This window comes from Terrisporobacter othiniensis (genome assembly GCF_000808015.1).
Lineage (GTDB): Bacteria > Bacillota > Clostridia > Peptostreptococcales > Peptostreptococcaceae > Terrisporobacter > Terrisporobacter muris.
This window is the reverse complement of the sequence record NZ_JWHR01000115.1, coordinates 68042-84172: the sequence shown is the minus strand read 5'-3', so window position 1 is coordinate 84172 and position 16131 is coordinate 68042. Positions and strand designations below refer to the sequence as shown.

The following is a 16131-nucleotide window of genomic DNA, read 5'->3' as shown; positions in this document are numbered from 1 at the left end:
GTAATTAGTTTTCTTATTTTAATTATAGTACTTAATTACTATTTAGAATCCATAATTTATAAATATTTTCATCTTAAAAATATGTTTATAAAGCTATGAACTAATATGCAAGAATATAAGTTTTTTATTTTATATCTAAAAAAGCCTATGAAAAGACCATAACTCAACATTAATGAGCATTTAATAAGAAGCATTAATGCCATATGATTAAATCCACTTGTCATAATAATTGTATCTATATATCCAATATGATAAATAGAAAACAATATTGTAGTTAAAAAATATACTTTTGCTTCATCCATGTTTTCTTTTTCCAATACTTTCCAGATGTAAGATCTGAATATAGTCTCTTCATATATAGGTGTCATTACAGTTGTATAAAGCAAAGGTAAAATAGTTTCAATAGATGCCTTTGATGAAAAAGAAGGCGAGGTAAAAATTAAAAGTACTAAGGCACTAGTCACAATAAGATAATAAATTTTAGATTCTTTATTCTCCATATAAGAAAATATATTTAACGAAACATTTTCTTTTTTAGATTTATATATTATAAATATTGTAAGGAAAAACATTATACTCATGGATATAAATGTGTCATTAAATTTATTGTATGATAAAAATAAAAATGCACCTTGTTTTAATATAATTCTACTTATCTGTAATCCAATTAGTAAAATTATAATCTTTATCATGGTGTAAGAGTTTTCATTATTATTTAATTCAGTATTATTATTAAAACTATTATTCATTTTTTACTCCTTTGTATTAATTTAAATAATTTCTCACTTTAAGTTTATTATTGTTTTTTATAATAATTACAGATACCATTCAATTTTAATTAATTTGTGTTTATTTTTAGTAAAATAATGTATAAAATTATATATGAAAGGGGAGGTGTAATGAAAAAATTCTTTCTTAATTTATTAACACTAATTTGTATAGTCGCAATATGTATATCTGGCTACAAAATTTATACCACTTTAAGAGATTATAAAAAGGCTGACAATGTTTATTCTCAACTTAGAGATAGAAAAGAAAATTCAAAAGATATGAACGATATTACAAAAAGTTTATTATCAATAAACTCTGATTATAAATTTTGGCTCAATGTGGAAGGTACCAATATTGATTATCCTGTAGTTCAAGGTAGCGACAATGATTTTTACCTAAATCATGATTTTAACAAAAACTACTTACCCGCTGGCTCAATATTTCTAGACTATAGAAATGATTTTAAGACAGATTCTAACAATGTTATCTATGGTCATCATATGAGAAATTCAACCATGTTTGGACAGATGGAAAAATTTAAAGATAAGGAATTCTTTGAAAACAATAAAATAATAACTCTCAAAACAGATGATGATACCTACGAGTATGAAATCTTTGCCATAGGTGTTTATGATGCAGATTTCGGATATAATGATGTTGGTTTCACTGATGAAGAAGATTTTAATAAATTTTTAAATAAAATATTAAGCAAATCTATGCATAGTAGAGACATTGTAAGTTCAAAGGATCAAATAATAACTTTATCAACTTGTAGTTATGAATATGACAACGCTAGGACAGCTATATTTGCTGTAAGAAAATAAATATATACTTAATAAAAAATACTCCTTTTCGGCATTGACTTTATATTTTGATCATTGCCATAAAGGAGTATTTATTTTCATTATAATCTCAAACTATTTTACATTACAATTTAAGCTCTAAGTTAGCTAGATTAAGAACTTCTTCTCTAAAAGTCTCTATACTTATTCGATCTATAAAATCGCCTAATTTTTCACCTGGATTAGCTGTATTTTTATAATAATAAAGTATAGTTTTAACTAAATTAAATGCTCCCTCTTCACTTAAGCCTCTAGTAACTAAATCTGCACTTCTTGGATAATATCCAGCACTACCACCAACAGTAATATAAAAAGTACTATCTAAATCAACCATTACTCCTATATCTTTAGAATATACACTAGTACATGCATTTTTACATCCTGCCACTCCTATTTTAGTTCTGCAAGGAAGTTCCATGCCATGAAATTTTTTACTAAGTTTCATTCCAATACCAATAGTAGGGTATTTTGATCGTTTGCAATAATTTGCTGGGCATATTTCTACATTTTTAAGTGAATTTTGCACCTTTACAGCTGGCTCCATACCTAACTCTTCCCATATTGCAGGTAAATCTTCTTGTTTCAAATTTGTAATTAAAATTCTTTGACCAGAAGTTAGCTTTAAAACACCTTTATATTTTTTAGCCACTTCTCCTATTTTTATTAAATCATCGGGAAGAATAAAGCCACCTGGAATATGTGGTGTTATGGCATACGTTCTTTTTCCATTTCTTATTTTTTGTAAATTTCCATATACACTCATTTACACATATCTCCTTTGTATAAATAAATTAATTAATATTTTAGTATACAACAATAAAACTTATTTTATCTACTTTATTTCAATATCATAACTAACTTCAAAACTCTCTCCAATATTTAACTTATTAATATATTTTTTATTTTTATATATCTTATTAGAGTCAACACTATCAGCTAATCCATACCAAGGTTCTATACAAATAAATGGTGCTGTACTATTCGTATCTTTATAATATGGAGTCCATATCCCTACCAACGGAAAATCTTTAATATTTATATTAATATAGAATTCTTCTTTGCTTGATTTTAATGAAACTTTATCTATATTCGTATAAATTATAGCATCATTTTCAAATACGCTAGAATTCAGCTCCAATATAGGCAAAGATTCTATTTCCTCTATTTCACCATAATAAGGGCCCTCTAAATTAATTTTATTCACATTCTTTCTACACTTAAATTCAATATAATAATCAATTAAGTTCTCTGGTGATGAAATATTAAAAGCTGGATGCCCTCCTATTGAAAAATATATTTCTTGCGAGTCTATATTTTCAACTTTCCAAGTAATCTTAACTTTTTCATCGATTATTGTGTATGAGATAAAAAGATTAAAATTATATGGATATATTTCTCTACTCTTCTCATCTGAAGTTAACTTATACGTTATAGACTTTTTATCTATACTAATTAAGTCAAAATCCATATCTCTAGCAAATCCATGTTGATTAATATTATATATTTTATCTTCTATTAGAGTTTCATTTTCCTTTAATCGTCCTACAATAGGAAAAAGTATCGGTGACTGCCTCCCCCAATATTTCTTGTCTCCATTCCAAAGAACTTCTTTGTTATACTTCTTCGAATATATTCTTGTTAATTCCGCTCCACTACTTTTACTCTCTATTATTAGATCCTCATTTTCTAAAATATACATATATCCTCCAAATTCATCTATATTATAGTTAATAAATATAAATTATGTAAAAAAAGCTATCTTTTGCAAGATAGCTTACTTTATATCATTTAAGTTAATTATTTATTAAAAGTTTTTTTTACATAAGCTTTTATTTCTTCTGCAGTCCCTAGAGATAATATTTCCTCTGAGAATTCTTTCATTTCTTCAAAGCTTACTGAATTTATTAATTTTCTAGCAGGTAATATTGATATTGGACTCATTGAGAATTCATCTAATCCAAATCCAAGTAATATTGGTATCATTAATTGATCCCCTGCAGATTCTCCACACATTCCAGCCCATTTGCCTTCTTTGTGTGCATTATCTATAACCATTTTTATAAGTCTAAGTACAGCTGGATTAAATTGGTTATATAAGTAGCTTATTTTTTGATTCATTCTATCAACTGCACAAGTATATTGAATTAAGTCATTAGTTCCTATTGAGAAGAAATCAACATGCTTAGCAAGAACATCTGATATTACTGCAGCAGATGGAACTTCTATCATCATACCAACTTCTACTTCATCAGAATAAGCTATATTTTCAGCTTTTAACTGTGCTTTAACTTCTTTACAAACTTCTTTAGCTTGTAATAATTCTTCTAATGAAGATATCATTGGGAACATTATTCTTAATTTTCCATGAACACTAGCTCTATATAAAGCTCTAAGTTGAGTTACAAATATTTCTTTTCTATCTAGGCAAAGTCTTATCGCTCTGTATCCTAAGAATGGATTCATTTCTTCATCCATTGGTAGATAATCTAATTTCTTATCTCCACCTATATCAAGAGTTCTTATAACTATTGGTTTTCCATCCATTCCTTCAAGTACTGCTTTGTAAGCATTGTATTGCTCTTCTTCACTTGGGAAATCACTTCTATCCATATATAAGAATTCTGTTCTATAAAGTCCTACACCTTCAGCATCATTCTTTATTAGACCGTCTACATCTCCTGGAGTACCTATGTTACCTGCAAGTTCCACATGTCTTCCGTCAGTAGTTACAGTTGCTTGCCCTTTTAACAATTCTAAAGCCTTTTTGTATTCTTCAAAATCAGTTTTTAATTTTCTATATGTAGCTATAGTTTCTTCATCTGGATTTATTATAACTTCACCAGTATCTCCATTAAATGCTACAAAATCACCATCTTTGATTTCTTTAGTAGCATCACTTAAACCAACTATAGCAGCTATTTCTAATGTTCTAGACATTATAGCAGTATGAGAAGTTCTTCCACCTATATCTGTTAAGAAACCTAAAACTTTTTTCTTGTCCATTGTTGCTGTATCAGATGGTGTTAAGTCATGAGCAACTAGTACTACTTCTTCAGCTAAGTCAGCTAAATCTACAACTTTTACATCTAATATATGTCTAAGCACTCTATTTGTTACGTCTTTTATATCAGCAGCTCTTTCTCTCATATATTCATTGTCCATAGATTCAAACATAGCTACGAACATTTCTTTTATTTCATTTAATGCAAAATCTGCATTAACTTTTTCATCGTTTATTTTGCTAACAGCAGATTCTACTAGTTCTGGATCTTCCAATACTAATAAGTGTGCTTCAAATATTTCAGCTTCATGCTCACCAAGTTCTGCTAAAGCCTTTTCCTTAACCTTTGTTAATTCTTCTTTTGAAACTTCAACTGCAGATCTTAATTTTGCTACTTCTGCCTCACAATCAGTTATCGATTTTCTTTCTATTACTAATTCTGTATCCTCAATTACTAATGCTTTCCCCAATACAATCCCTGGAGATGCTCCTATTCCCTTTAACATGTTGATTCTCCTCCTAAAGATATTATTTACATTAAAACCTGGGTAATTTATACCCAGGCTTCTATTGGATTATTCACCAAATCCAGATTCTACTAATTCAACTAAAGCATTAACTGCTGCTTCTTCATCTGCACCAGCTGCACATATAGTTACTTCTTCACCTTTTCCAAGGCCTAAACTCATTATTCCCATTATTGATTTAGCGTTTACTACTTTACCTTTGCATTTTACTTCAACTGTTGAAGTGAATTCTGATGCTTTCTTTACAAACATACCAGCTGGTCTTGCATGTAAACCTGTTTCATTTTTGATTACTACTAACTTTTCCATTTTACAACCTCCAGGCAAATTAAAAAATTTAATTAAATAATTAGCTTATTTTTGTTTATTAAAATCATAAATAATCAAATTAGTGATTATTTTCGCTAATTTACTAATTGAGTGAGTGACAAGTAACTTATCATCATTCATTTGTTTATTACAAACTTGGACTACTTTATTAAAATCATAAAGTTCAATCCTATTTATATTATTTTCCTCAAGCTTTCTTTCATATATACTGTAAAAAATATCTTTGTAGGTTGAGCTTTTATCAATATCTAAAACCTCAATAATTTTAGGTATTATATTTTCCATCAATGTTCTTCGATTTATATCTTTTTTTATATTCAATAAATAACATAAATCATTTATTGTATCCTTACTTAGATTACAGATTTTATTAAAGCAATAATCTTCGTTATATTTACAGTCAAGATTGAAGAAATAATTAACACCATCATACCTCTTATAAGCTTTCATTGTATCAAGATATCCAAGCTTTATATTTGTTTCAATATGATCCTTATCTTTGTTAAGTGAACCTCCCAAATACTGAGATGGTACTATAACTTTTAAATTTAAATCTTGATATCGATTTATTATCATCCTTCCAAGGAAGTCATCAACTAATCTAATTACTACTATATCATCATATCCCTTTTGTGCCAACATATTAATTGGTATATTGTCAGAAAACATTCCATCTAGATAAAGTTTGTCATCAAGCTTGTCCAATTGAAATATAGGTAATGATGCACTTGCTATTAAGTAATCTACTAATCTTCCCTCTGGTATATCATCTGTATAAAGAAGCTTTGGGAATATCTTACCATCCCAATATGCTGTAGTTATACCAAAGTCTATATTAGACTTTCTTATTTTGTCTTCATCGATTTTTTCCTCTAATAGTTTTCTAAGTGGGCTTATATCTATCCCTTGGTTTTTTCTAGCTTTATTCATTAGTTCAACTACATCATGAAAATTTTTTGCCTTCATTTCAAGATTTTTATATCTTTCATATGTATCTTCATCTATATTCATAAAGCTTTTATAATCATAGTTTACCCAAATATCTTCCATAGCATCAAAATCTCCTTGAACAATAAGTGCCCCATTTAATGCTCCTATAGAAGTTCCTGCTATGCCAGTAAACTGTATCCCTAAATCTTTCAAGGCTCTATATGCTCCTATTTGATAAGCGCCTTTTGTTCCCCCACCTTCTAATACAAGACCTTTTTTCATTTTATCACCTAACTTTTCATGGAGAATATATATAATATAATACATTCTCCATATTTTTTCCATGTTATTTTATAGCCCCTTTGGTATTTACAACTTTAACTGACTTTAAAAATAATTTCTTTTCTATCGGTTTTAGTGATAAGTTGTTCATTATATAATTTTCTTCATCTACAAGATAAATTTTTTTATATCCTGTTTTTAAGAAAGACATACATACTGTTCTTATATCTTCTTCATCTTCACATTCAAAGAAAGACGGTGAAACTACCAACTTATATAATGATATTTTTTTGTTTTTCATAGTCTGTTTATAAGTGTTTAAAAAATTACTTGCCTCTTTTTTACTTATAAAACCACTTACATCAATATAAACTCTTTTTTCATCTTCATTTATGTTCATATTTATCACTTATCTCACCTCCAAATAATTCATTGTCTTATTATATGAATTAAACTTGGCAAAAGTGCTATAAGTTAAGTGATTTATTAATTAATTCGTTAATTTTATTTTGCAGGAAATGGCTTTCATTTTCAAGGTAATTAATTTCCTTATTAAGGATATTTTTTTTACCTTGCAACTTTACTCTATTTTTGCTCATTTCAACTTCTTTTTTTATAGAAATTATTTTTTTGCTAGTATCTTCTATTTCATTATAATTCTTATCTTTAAATATCTTTAATTTCATCACTTTATTTGGATAGTAATCATATATTTTATTTCCCATACATTTTCCTATCATTTTAAAATATCTATCATATATTTTACTATTTAATATTCCAACTATGTATTCATATGAAAATACCTTTTCATACTCTTTTTTTATATAGAATGAATACACATCCGCACTGCTAAAATTATTGTTGTTATCTATAGCAAACTTATTATTAGAACTTTTATATGGATACATTATTTTTCTTCTTTCAAATAAACTTGTATCTCTGCCCCATTGAAGTTCATACCATTTTCTAACTTTCTTAATACACTCTCTTCTGTTTTCTAATTTATTTTTGTAAGGTTTAAAGCATTTTTCTTCAATATAGGGATAATTATTAATCTCCTCAATATCATTTGAATAAATTAATTTTTGATCACTTTCTTCTATTATATATTGATTTACATTTCTATTTTTTATCCATGACTTTAAAAGTTTTTTATCAATATGTTTTATTCTTTCATCTTGGTTATTTAATATAAATGCCTTGTCGCAACCAGTAATTATTCCTTGAAAACTTATACATATATCCTCTAAAGTATATTCACTTTTTTCCTCTATTCTATCATAAAGTATTTTTTCTTCATGATTAAGTATTATCCAATCATTTTGTAAATATTTTTGATTAATGCTTATTTTCTCACATTTATCACCATCTAATAATATCTTTAGGTCTTTTATATTATCAATATTTATACTATCTCTTATTTTATATGTAGCTAATATATTATAATCTGTTTTTTTCTCTAAAATAGCTATGAGAGTTGCTATACCTAAGTTTTTAAACACATTAACATTTTTTAAGTCTATAATTTTTTTTATATTACAACTGCTCCAAAGATAATCTCTAAGAAATTTACCTGATGGACTTTCTAAAAAATACCTCGGTGTAATAAATCCAATTTTCCCCTTATCATTTATTAAGGATAAAGCTTTTTTATAAAAACAAAAATACACGTCTGCCTTATCTTTATAAACTTCTTTATATTCACTTAATAAAAATTTTTTATATTCTTTATCTAACATCTTATGACCTATATAAGGTGGATTTCCTACAATATAATCAAATTTAATGAAATACTCTTTCCTTAGAGCATCTTCACAACTTATATTGTTTATGATTATTGGAGTGTCTTTTTCTTCATTGTCATAATATAATTTCTTTTTATTTAAAGTTTGTTTTAATATATTTATTGCATCTTTATCTATATCTACACCATAAATGCATTTACTTATAATATGATCACTTATATTATTAATGTATTCTTCACCATATTTCTTATTTATTTCTTCTATATTATTTTTTATTAGTGTATATAGCACATCATAAACTTCTATTAAAAAGTTCCCACACCCACATGATAAATCTAAAATCTTAGGTTCTGGATTTTTGACTATATTGTGATTTTTAAACATTTCTTCTAATATGTATTTAACTATTATTTTGGGTGTATAGTAGATCCCCTTTATTTTTTTATCGTATAAAGTTAAGCTTTCTTCATATGATTTTGCAAATTCATAATTATCTATTTTTCTCCCCCCTTACAAACTTCATGCCCTCTGTTGAAATTATAGCATATTTGTTTTTTGTATAAATATGTAAATTAAAAAACCGCCCCTTTTTAAGAGGCGGCTAAAATTATTTCAATACTCTTCTTCCATTTACAAAAGCATTTGAATAATAATTGCTATCTAATTGAGAAATTACCACTTTACCCTGACCTGAAGATGAATGTATAAATTGATTATTGCCTATATAAATTCCTACATGAGAAATAACATTACCTTTAGCTCCTACAGTATCAAAAATACTAAATCTGATGGTTGTAGATCTTCTTTACTTATATATGTCCCGTAAGCTCCTTGCTCCTTAAATGTGCGTGGTAAAGATATATTAGCTATATTTTATATACATACCAAGTAAACCTAGAACAATCAAATGTATTAGGAACTTCGTCCGCCCACACATATTTCTTTCCAAGTAAAGTTTTAGCATATTCAATTATTTTGGCTGCCTTTGCAGAGATGGTTATTTGATTAATATCTGTAGTTTTATCACTTAAATATTTGTTCTCGATAAAAATCCAAGTGTATCTTATATCTAACTAGAGTCCATCAATCTGACTGTGGTGATATTTCTACTTCACTATTCTTAGGTAGTTATTGTATTATTTCATAATCAGTTGATGGTCCCTTTCTAAAATTCAAATTATCTGTATTAACTTTTTTTATTTTATTTTCTATAATTTCACTCATATCATCTCTTATAATTTAATATTATAAGATTATCAAGTCCTATTGATAATTTTAACAGAGAAAAGCTCTATTATTGTAAATATATGCATGTTTATAGATATTTGTGTTTGTATATTTTTATGTAAAAAAACTGTCTCTAAAAATAGAGACAGTTTACAGTCTATAATACTCTTCTAGCATTTACAAAAGCTCCATTATAATAAGAACTCATTTGCGATATTACAACTTTCTTTTTACTTGATGAAGCGTGTATAAACTCATTGTTACCCATATATATTCCAACGTGACTAACATTTCCATCATTTGATCCATTTGTATCAAAGAATATTAAATCACCAACTTTTAAATTACTTTTACTTACAGAAGTACCATACTTACTTTGATCCTTTGAAACTCTTGGTATAGTAACATTTACTGAATTTTTAAATACGTAGTATGTAAAACCTGAACAATCAAAGCTACTTGGGCCTTGAGCTCCCCATACATATGGCTTTCCAAGTAAAGTCTTAGCTAGTGATATAACTTTACTTGCTGATGAAGATGTCGAAGTAGAACTATCTGAAGCAGTACTACTTAAATACTGACTTGAAACATATCCTGTTTGGCCATTATATTTTATTTTTGACCATCCATTTGATGTTGATATTACTTCAACCTTATCTCCACTTGATAACTTTCCTATTACCGAGTTATTTGTTGATGGCCCACTTCTAACATTTAATGATGAAGCATTTACATATTTTATTGTTGTAGTACTTGATTCTGGAGCACTACTACTTAAATATTTACTTGAAACATATCCTGTCTTGCCATCATATTTTATTTTTGACCATCCATTTGATGTTGATATTACTTCAACCTTATCTCCACTTGATAATTTCCCTATTACTGAGTAACTTGTTGATGGTCCACTTCTAAAGTTTAATGATGAAGCATTTACATACTTCGTCGTTTTAGTGCTTGATGTATCTTTCTCCACATAATCGCCATAAACATATCCTGTTTTACTAGAATATTTAACTTTTATCCAAGAACCGCTTTCACCTAAGTACTCTACTTTATCACCTTTGTTAAACTTCCCAATTGATGAATAACTTGTTGATGGTCCACTTCTAAAGTTTACTGCATCTGCTGTTATGATCCTATATTCAGTATCCGCAAATGCTGTCGTCATTCCTGTATGTAACATTATTGATGATGCTACTAATCCTGTTAAAACGTATTTCTTATCAATACTCATAAATGTATTATAACTTATTATAAGTTATAATTCACTCAACTCCTCTCCCAATGTTATTTTATATATATTGTCAATTTTAAATATAGCTTACCTAAATACTTTCAAATATTACTATTAGTATTATTACAAAAATGTAAGTATTTGTCCATAATACTAAGGGTATTTACATTATTTACATGAGTAATTTACTAGTTTTTGGATATAATAATAGGCCAGCAATTACTTTGCTGACCTATTATTATATCAATTTATTATTGTTTACCTGTGCTTCCAATTCCGCCTCTATCTTCTGCTTGAAGCTTTTCAACTTCATTAAAAACTATCTTAGGTTGGTTTTCTTGAATTCTAAATTGGCATATTCTATCATTTACTTCTATTACTGTGTCTCTAAGAGCAAATGCTGGCATAAACCACCAATCATTTGGTCCACAATATGTATTATCTACTATTCCACAGTGATTAGTTTGAATTATACCAAAGTTTTTGAAAGTACTACTTCTTGGTACTATATGAGCTTCATAACCTTTTGGTAATTCCATAGCCACACCTAACGGAATTAATTTAAACTCTCCTGCTTTTAATTCAACTTTTTCAGCTGCTCTTAAATCTATCCAATCAGATTTTCCATCTATGTATTCTAATCTTTTTATCTCATCATTAAGATATTGAATTTTAATATTTTTCATTTCTTAATCTCCTTTTAAAGTTTAACTATTATATCCAATTTTAAATACTTTTATATTTTACTACAATATATAATAATATGTAAGAGTGTAAGAATTTAATTTGCAAATACTTGAGAGAACACCTATTCTATGGTAATATTGTAAATGTTCAAAAGGAGGTAGAAAATGAAACTTATTTTAGCAGAAAAGCCATCTGTCGCTAAAACTATTGCATCCTTTTTAGGTGCCAATGTAAGATGTAATGGATATTTTGAAGGAAATGGATATATTATTACTTATGCATTTGGACATTTAGTTTCTTTATATGATATGAAGGATTATGATAAGGATAGATACTCTGGATCATGGAAGATGGAGAATTTTCCATTTATCCCGCAAGATAGATTTAAATTTAAAGTTGAAGATTCTAAAAAAAATCAATTTGATGTAATTAACACTCTATTACATAGAGATGATATTGAATATATTATAAATGCAACAGATAATGACCGTGAAGGTGAACTAATTGCCTTTTTAATTTTTCTTATGGCAAAAAATAAAAAGCCTGTAAAAAGAATATTAGTAAACGAATGGACACCTCAAGATATAACAAAAGGTCTTCAAAATCTTAAAGATGAAGAAGATATGAGAAACTTACAAGCAGCAGGATATACAAGATTAATAACAGACTGGTTAATAGGTATAAACTTTACTTCTATTGCAACACTTAAATATGGTAATGGAAAGTTATTAAATATAGGACGTGTAATTCTTCCAACTGTAAAACTTGTTTATGATAGAGATATGGAAATTCGAAACTTTGTTCCAAAAACTTATTATGAAATAGAAGGAAGTTTTAGATGTAAAAACGGTGAATATAAAGGTAAATTAGTAAAAAATAAAAATAGTAAATTTGATACACCAGAAGAAGCTAGAGCAATAATTGATAGTATTACTTCTAAAGAAGGTATCATAACTGATAAAAAAGTAACTACTTCTAAAGAATATGCTCCTAAATTATTTTCTTTAACTTCACTGCAAGGTTATATTACTTCAAAGTATAGTAATTTTACATCTGACAAGGTCCTTACAGTCTGTCAGTCTTTGTATGAAGGTAAAGGTAAAGGTGGATATATTACTTATCCAAGGACTGACTCAGTTTTCCTAGAAGAAAGCTTAGTCGATAAAACTTCTGATACTTTAAACAAATTAAAAAAGGGCCTACCTTATGAAAGTAAAATTAAATTTACTAAAACAAAAAGAGTTTTTGACTCTTCAAAGGTTGATAGCCATAGTGCCATCACACCAACTTATATAGTACCAACTAAATTAACGCCTGATGAAGCTATTGTTTACAATGCCATCAAGGATAGATTTATAGCTAACTTTATGCCACCTGCAGAGTATGAAAATACAGAAATAAAAACTGATGTGAATAAAAATATATTCATTACAAAAGGAAAAGTCCTTAAGGTTAAAGGATATTTAGAAGTTTATAATAAAGAAGAAAAAGATGATTTACTTCCTATGATGGATAAAAATGAGGCAGTTGATGTTATAGAAGTAAAACCTATAAGTAAACAAACTACTCCTCCTAAGCCATATACAGAAGATACTTTACTTAAAGCCATGAAAAACTGTGGTAAAAATGTACCTGAGGAAGATACAACAGTATTATCTGGTTACTCTATAGGTACTTCTGCAACTCGTGCTGATGTCCTTAAGAAAATCGGTCAAGTTGGATATGTAAGTAAAAAAGGTAAGTCTTACGCTATAACTGATTTAGGTCAAAATCTAGTAGAAATTTTCCCTGTCAAAGAATTATTTGACGTGGATTATACTGGTAAACTAGAAAAAAGTTTAAGCGATATTCAAAAAGGGCAATATACAAGAAAAGAATATCTTAATAACATTATGAGTTTTATTTGGAATAGTGTTAATTTAATTAAAAATGATAGGCCTAGAAAAATAAGTACAGAAAGTTTTACTTATAATGCTAAAACTAAGAGGTTTGTAAGTGATAAATCTATATCATCATCTAAAAAATCTACATCTTCTAAATCTGTTACAACTAAAAGTTCTGGATCAAACGATAATACTCCTTTAGGTAAATGTCCAGTATGTGGCGGAGATGTTCTGGAAAACTCTAAAGGCTTCTTATGTACTAATTATACTAACTGTAAATATGGTATTTTTAAAGACGATAAATATTTACAGTTATTTAAAAAGAAACCTACTAAAACTATGGTAAAAAGCTTGCTAAAAAAAGGTGAAGCTAAGGTGAAATCCTTAACTGGTAAAGATGGAAATAAGTTTGATGCCATACTTAAATACGAAAAAAATGACAAGGGTTATTATTCTTGGTTAATAAAAAAAGATCAATAATAAAAATAGAGGGATTAATTGCTTTAATACCTCTATTTTTATTATTATATAAATTTTATATAATAATAAACTTAATTAAAAATGAAAGGATGTATGTTATGGACGGAAAAGTAATATTAAATTTAGCAATAAGTATAGACGGATATATAGCTGACGAAAACGGAGGATTCGACTGGATAGTTGGAAATGATGACAATTCGTTAAATACTAATAATAAATGGGACTTTGGAAACTTTTTAGAGGATATCGATGTTATAGTAATGGGTAAAAATTGCTATGATCAGGGCTTTCATAAAGATTACAAAGAAAAGCCAGTATATATAGCCACATCAGAAACAATGGATGACTATGAAAATTATCATTTTATAAATGATAATTTATGCGAAACAATACTAAAATTTAAAAATGAAGGTAAAAACATATTCTTATTCGGTGGAGGAGGTTTAGTAGATAACTTTCTTAAAGCTGATATTATAGATCAATTTATAGTTGGAATAATACCTACAATTTTAGGCAAAGGCATACCTCTATTCCTTGAAAATAATCTTAAAATAGACTTACATCTTGATTCTTACATAATAGAGAATGGGATAGCAATATTGCAATATTCAAAAACAAATGAATCACTTTAATTTTTATCTATATAAATGATTAATATAAAATTACTAATTTAAATAAAAAATTCGCTTCACTCGTATCGCCAACGAAATGCCTTTGAGCAACGTGTTGGCGAATCATTTCGTTACCACTTCAGGCAACTCCGTTGTTCAAAAGTAATTTTTTACAATTTTATAGTTGTTGATATTCCTTAATTATATAGCTTATCCACAACTGTAAGAATATTATAATGTCATAGCATGTAAAAAAACTGATCTTATTTTAGATCAGTTTCCTTATAATTTATAATATATTACATTTGAGCATATATCTTAACTAGCTCAACAGCTATATCAACAACTTTATCCATACCTTCCACACTTATATGTTCGCAAGCTCCATGATAAGCAGCTCCACCAGTTCCTAAGTTTGGGCAAGGAAGTCCTTTGAAACTAAGTTGAGCCCCATCAGTTCCTCCACGTATAGCATCTACAGTTGGCTCTAATCCTACTGCTTTTATTGCCTTTTTAGCATTATCTATTAAATGCATACATGGCTCTATTTGTTCTTTCATATTTCTATATTGTTGTTTTATAGTAAGAGTTACTACACCTTCACCATATTTTTCATTCATAGTTCTCGCTATATTCTCTAAGAATTCATTTCTTGCAGCAAATTTGTCTGCATCATGATCTCTTACTATATAAACAAGTTTTGAGTATTCTACTGAACCTGTTGTCTCCATTAAATGATAGAATCCTTCATACCCTTCAGTAGTAGCTGGAGTTTCTTTTGGTAACATCGAGTTTATCTCCATTGCTAATAGTTGAGAATTAACCATTATGTCTTTAGCACTACCTGGATGAACATTTATACCTTTTATCTCAAATGTTGCAGAAGATGCATTAAAGTTTTCATACTCTATTTGTCCTTCTAGCCATCCATCTAAAGTGTATGCGAAGTCAGCACCAAATTTTTCAACATCAAAATTATGAGCTCCAGCTCCTATTTCTTCATCTGGATTAAATCCTATACATATTTTGCCATGAGGTATATTTTCTTTTTGTATTCTTTCTATAACAGTCATTATTTCTGCTATACCTGCTTTATCATCTGCACCAAGTAAAGTTGTTCCGTCTGTAGTTATCAAAGTTCTTCCTTTAAAACTTTTTAAATGTGGAAAATCACAAACTCTTATAACTCTTCCACTATCCCCTAAAACTATATCTTCGCCATTATAATTTTCTATAATTTGTGGATTAACATTTTGTCCACTTATATCTTCTGAGGTATCTAAGTGAGCTATAAACCCTAGTTTAGCTTTATCTTCATATCCTTTTGTTGCAGCTAAAGTTCCATAGACATAACTTTTATCGTCTACGTGAGCATCTTCTATTCCTAACTCTTTCATTTCTTCAACTAATAGCTTAGCTAAATCAAATTGACGAGAAGTAGAAGGCACAGCATCGCTACTACTATCACTAGTAGTCCAAACTTTTACATAGTTCAACATTCTTTCATATGCTCTCATATTATTACTCTCCTTATAAATATATATTAATAAAACAAAAACTGGGCTCTGTAACAGCTCA

General features: G+C 27.9%; 15 protein-coding genes. 3 read left to right on the top strand and 12 right to left on the bottom strand.

The window, feature by feature from the left end; all coding sequences use genetic code 11:
* Window positions 1–68: 68 nt before the first annotated feature.
* Window positions 69–749: a CPBP family intramembrane glutamic endopeptidase gene (locus tag QX51_RS14615; protein WP_052233076.1), complete on the bottom strand. Its 681-nt coding sequence runs from the start codon at window positions 747–749 to the stop codon at window positions 69–71.
* A 150-nt stretch (window positions 750–899) separates the two neighbouring features.
* On the opposite strand from QX51_RS14615, the gene srtB reads away from it, so the two are divergent.
* A complete protein-coding gene (gene srtB / locus QX51_RS14610) occupies window positions 900–1595 on the top strand; it encodes a class B sortase (RefSeq protein ID WP_039680630.1) in 696 nt (231 codons plus the stop codon).
* Window positions 1596–1698: 103 nt separating this feature from the next.
* On the opposite strand, the gene QX51_RS14605 is transcribed toward srtB, so the two are convergent.
* The 10 genes from QX51_RS14605 to QX51_RS14565 form a co-directional block, all read right to left on the bottom strand.
* Window positions 1699–2376 (bottom strand): ferredoxin-like domain-containing protein, encoded by a 678-nt coding sequence (locus QX51_RS14605; RefSeq protein ID WP_039680629.1) that lies wholly within the window; start codon window positions 2374–2376, stop codon window positions 1699–1701.
* Between the two features lie 69 nt (window positions 2377–2445).
* Entirely contained in the window at window positions 2446–3312 is an 867-nt protein-coding gene (locus QX51_RS14600) for an aldose 1-epimerase family protein (RefSeq protein ID WP_039680628.1), read from the bottom strand.
* 98 nt (window positions 3313–3410) lie between these two features.
* Window positions 3411–5120 carry a phosphoenolpyruvate--protein phosphotransferase gene (ptsP, locus tag QX51_RS14595; RefSeq protein WP_039680627.1) on the bottom strand — a complete coding sequence of 570 codons (1710 nt, stop codon included), beginning with the start codon at window positions 5118–5120 and terminating at the stop codon, window positions 3411–3413.
* Window positions 5121–5189: 69 nt separating this feature from the next.
* Entirely contained in the window at window positions 5190–5450 is a 261-nt protein-coding gene (locus tag QX51_RS14590) for an HPr family phosphocarrier protein (RefSeq protein ID WP_039680626.1), read from the bottom strand.
* 45 nt (window positions 5451–5495) lie between these two features.
* Complete coding sequence (locus tag QX51_RS14585; RefSeq protein ID WP_079764678.1) at window positions 5496–6746, bottom strand: patatin-like phospholipase family protein; 1251 nt, start codon at window positions 6744–6746, stop codon at window positions 5496–5498.
* A gap of 1 nt (window position 6747) precedes the next feature.
* Window positions 6748–7092 carry a hypothetical protein gene (locus tag QX51_RS14580; protein ID WP_039680625.1) on the bottom strand — a complete coding sequence of 115 codons (345 nt, stop codon included), beginning with the start codon at window positions 7090–7092 and terminating at the stop codon, window positions 6748–6750.
* A gap of 58 nt (window positions 7093–7150) precedes the next feature.
* The gene (locus QX51_RS14575) at window positions 7151–8812 is read right to left on the bottom strand and encodes an Eco57I restriction-modification methylase domain-containing protein (protein WP_242842756.1); all 1662 of its coding nucleotides are present in this window, start codon (window positions 8810–8812) and stop codon (window positions 7151–7153) included.
* Window positions 8813–9035: 223 nt separating this feature from the next.
* Entirely contained in the window at window positions 9036–9173 is a 138-nt protein-coding gene (locus tag QX51_RS21835) for a C40 family peptidase (RefSeq protein ID WP_408645576.1), read from the bottom strand.
* 639 nt (window positions 9174–9812) lie between these two features.
* Window positions 9813–10892, bottom strand: coding sequence for a C40 family peptidase (locus tag QX51_RS14570; RefSeq protein ID WP_039680623.1), 1080 nt, complete (start codon window positions 10890–10892; stop codon window positions 9813–9815).
* A gap of 251 nt (window positions 10893–11143) precedes the next feature.
* Window positions 11144–11578, bottom strand: a complete 435-nt coding sequence (locus QX51_RS14565; protein WP_039680622.1) for a dUTP diphosphatase — start codon at window positions 11576–11578, stop codon at window positions 11144–11146.
* Window positions 11579–11743: 165 nt separating this feature from the next.
* Here QX51_RS14565 and QX51_RS14560 point away from each other — a divergent pair, with 165 nt between their 5' ends.
* Both QX51_RS14560 and QX51_RS14555 read left to right on the top strand, forming a co-directional pair.
* Complete coding sequence (locus QX51_RS14560; RefSeq protein WP_039680621.1) at window positions 11744–13942, top strand: type IA DNA topoisomerase; 2199 nt, start codon at window positions 11744–11746, stop codon at window positions 13940–13942.
* A 98-nt stretch (window positions 13943–14040) separates the two neighbouring features.
* Window positions 14041–14574: a dihydrofolate reductase family protein gene (locus tag QX51_RS14555; protein WP_039680674.1), complete on the top strand. Its 534-nt coding sequence runs from the start codon at window positions 14041–14043 to the stop codon at window positions 14572–14574.
* Window positions 14575–14852: 278 nt separating this feature from the next.
* Here the strand turns inward: QX51_RS14555 and pepT are convergent, their stop codons facing one another.
* Entirely contained in the window at window positions 14853–16070 is a 1218-nt protein-coding gene (gene pepT / locus QX51_RS14550) for a peptidase T (RefSeq protein WP_039680620.1), read from the bottom strand.
* Between the last annotated feature and the right edge of the window lie 61 nt (window positions 16071–16131).

What these genes read in the sequence shown, in the direction of transcription:
- QX51_RS14615 (WP_052233076.1), bottom strand. Translation starts at nt 749, where the DNA reads ATGAATAATAGTTTTAATAATAATACTGAATTAAATAATAATGAAAAC.
- srtB (WP_039680630.1), top strand. Translation starts at nt 900, where the DNA reads ATGAAAAAATTCTTTCTTAATTTATTAACACTAATTTGTATAGTCGCA.
- QX51_RS14605 (WP_039680629.1), bottom strand. Translation starts at nt 2,376, where the DNA reads ATGAGTGTATATGGAAATTTACAAAAAATAAGAAATGGAAAAAGAACG.
- QX51_RS14600 (WP_039680628.1), bottom strand. Translation starts at nt 3,312, where the DNA reads ATGTATATTTTAGAAAATGAGGATCTAATAATAGAGAGTAAAAGTAGT.
- ptsP (WP_039680627.1), bottom strand. Translation starts at nt 5,120, where the DNA reads ATGTTAAAGGGAATAGGAGCATCTCCAGGGATTGTATTGGGGAAAGCA.
- QX51_RS14590 (WP_039680626.1), bottom strand. Translation starts at nt 5,450, where the DNA reads ATGGAAAAGTTAGTAGTAATCAAAAATGAAACAGGTTTACATGCAAGA.
- QX51_RS14585 (WP_079764678.1), bottom strand. Translation starts at nt 6,746, where the DNA reads ATGGAAAAAATATGGAGAATGTATTATATTATATATATTCTCCATGAA.
- QX51_RS14575 (WP_242842756.1), bottom strand. Translation starts at nt 8,812, where the DNA reads ATGTTTAAAAATCACAATATAGTCAAAAATCCAGAACCTAAGATTTTA.
- QX51_RS14570 (WP_039680623.1), bottom strand. Translation starts at nt 10,892, where the DNA reads ATGAGTATTGATAAGAAATACGTTTTAACAGGATTAGTAGCATCATCA.
- QX51_RS14565 (WP_039680622.1), bottom strand. Translation starts at nt 11,578, where the DNA reads ATGAAAAATATTAAAATTCAATATCTTAATGATGAGATAAAAAGATTA.
- QX51_RS14560 (WP_039680621.1), top strand. Translation starts at nt 11,744, where the DNA reads ATGAAACTTATTTTAGCAGAAAAGCCATCTGTCGCTAAAACTATTGCA.
- QX51_RS14555 (WP_039680674.1), top strand. Translation starts at nt 14,041, where the DNA reads ATGGACGGAAAAGTAATATTAAATTTAGCAATAAGTATAGACGGATAT.
- pepT (WP_039680620.1), bottom strand. Translation starts at nt 16,070, where the DNA reads ATGAGAGCATATGAAAGAATGTTGAACTATGTAAAAGTTTGGACTACT.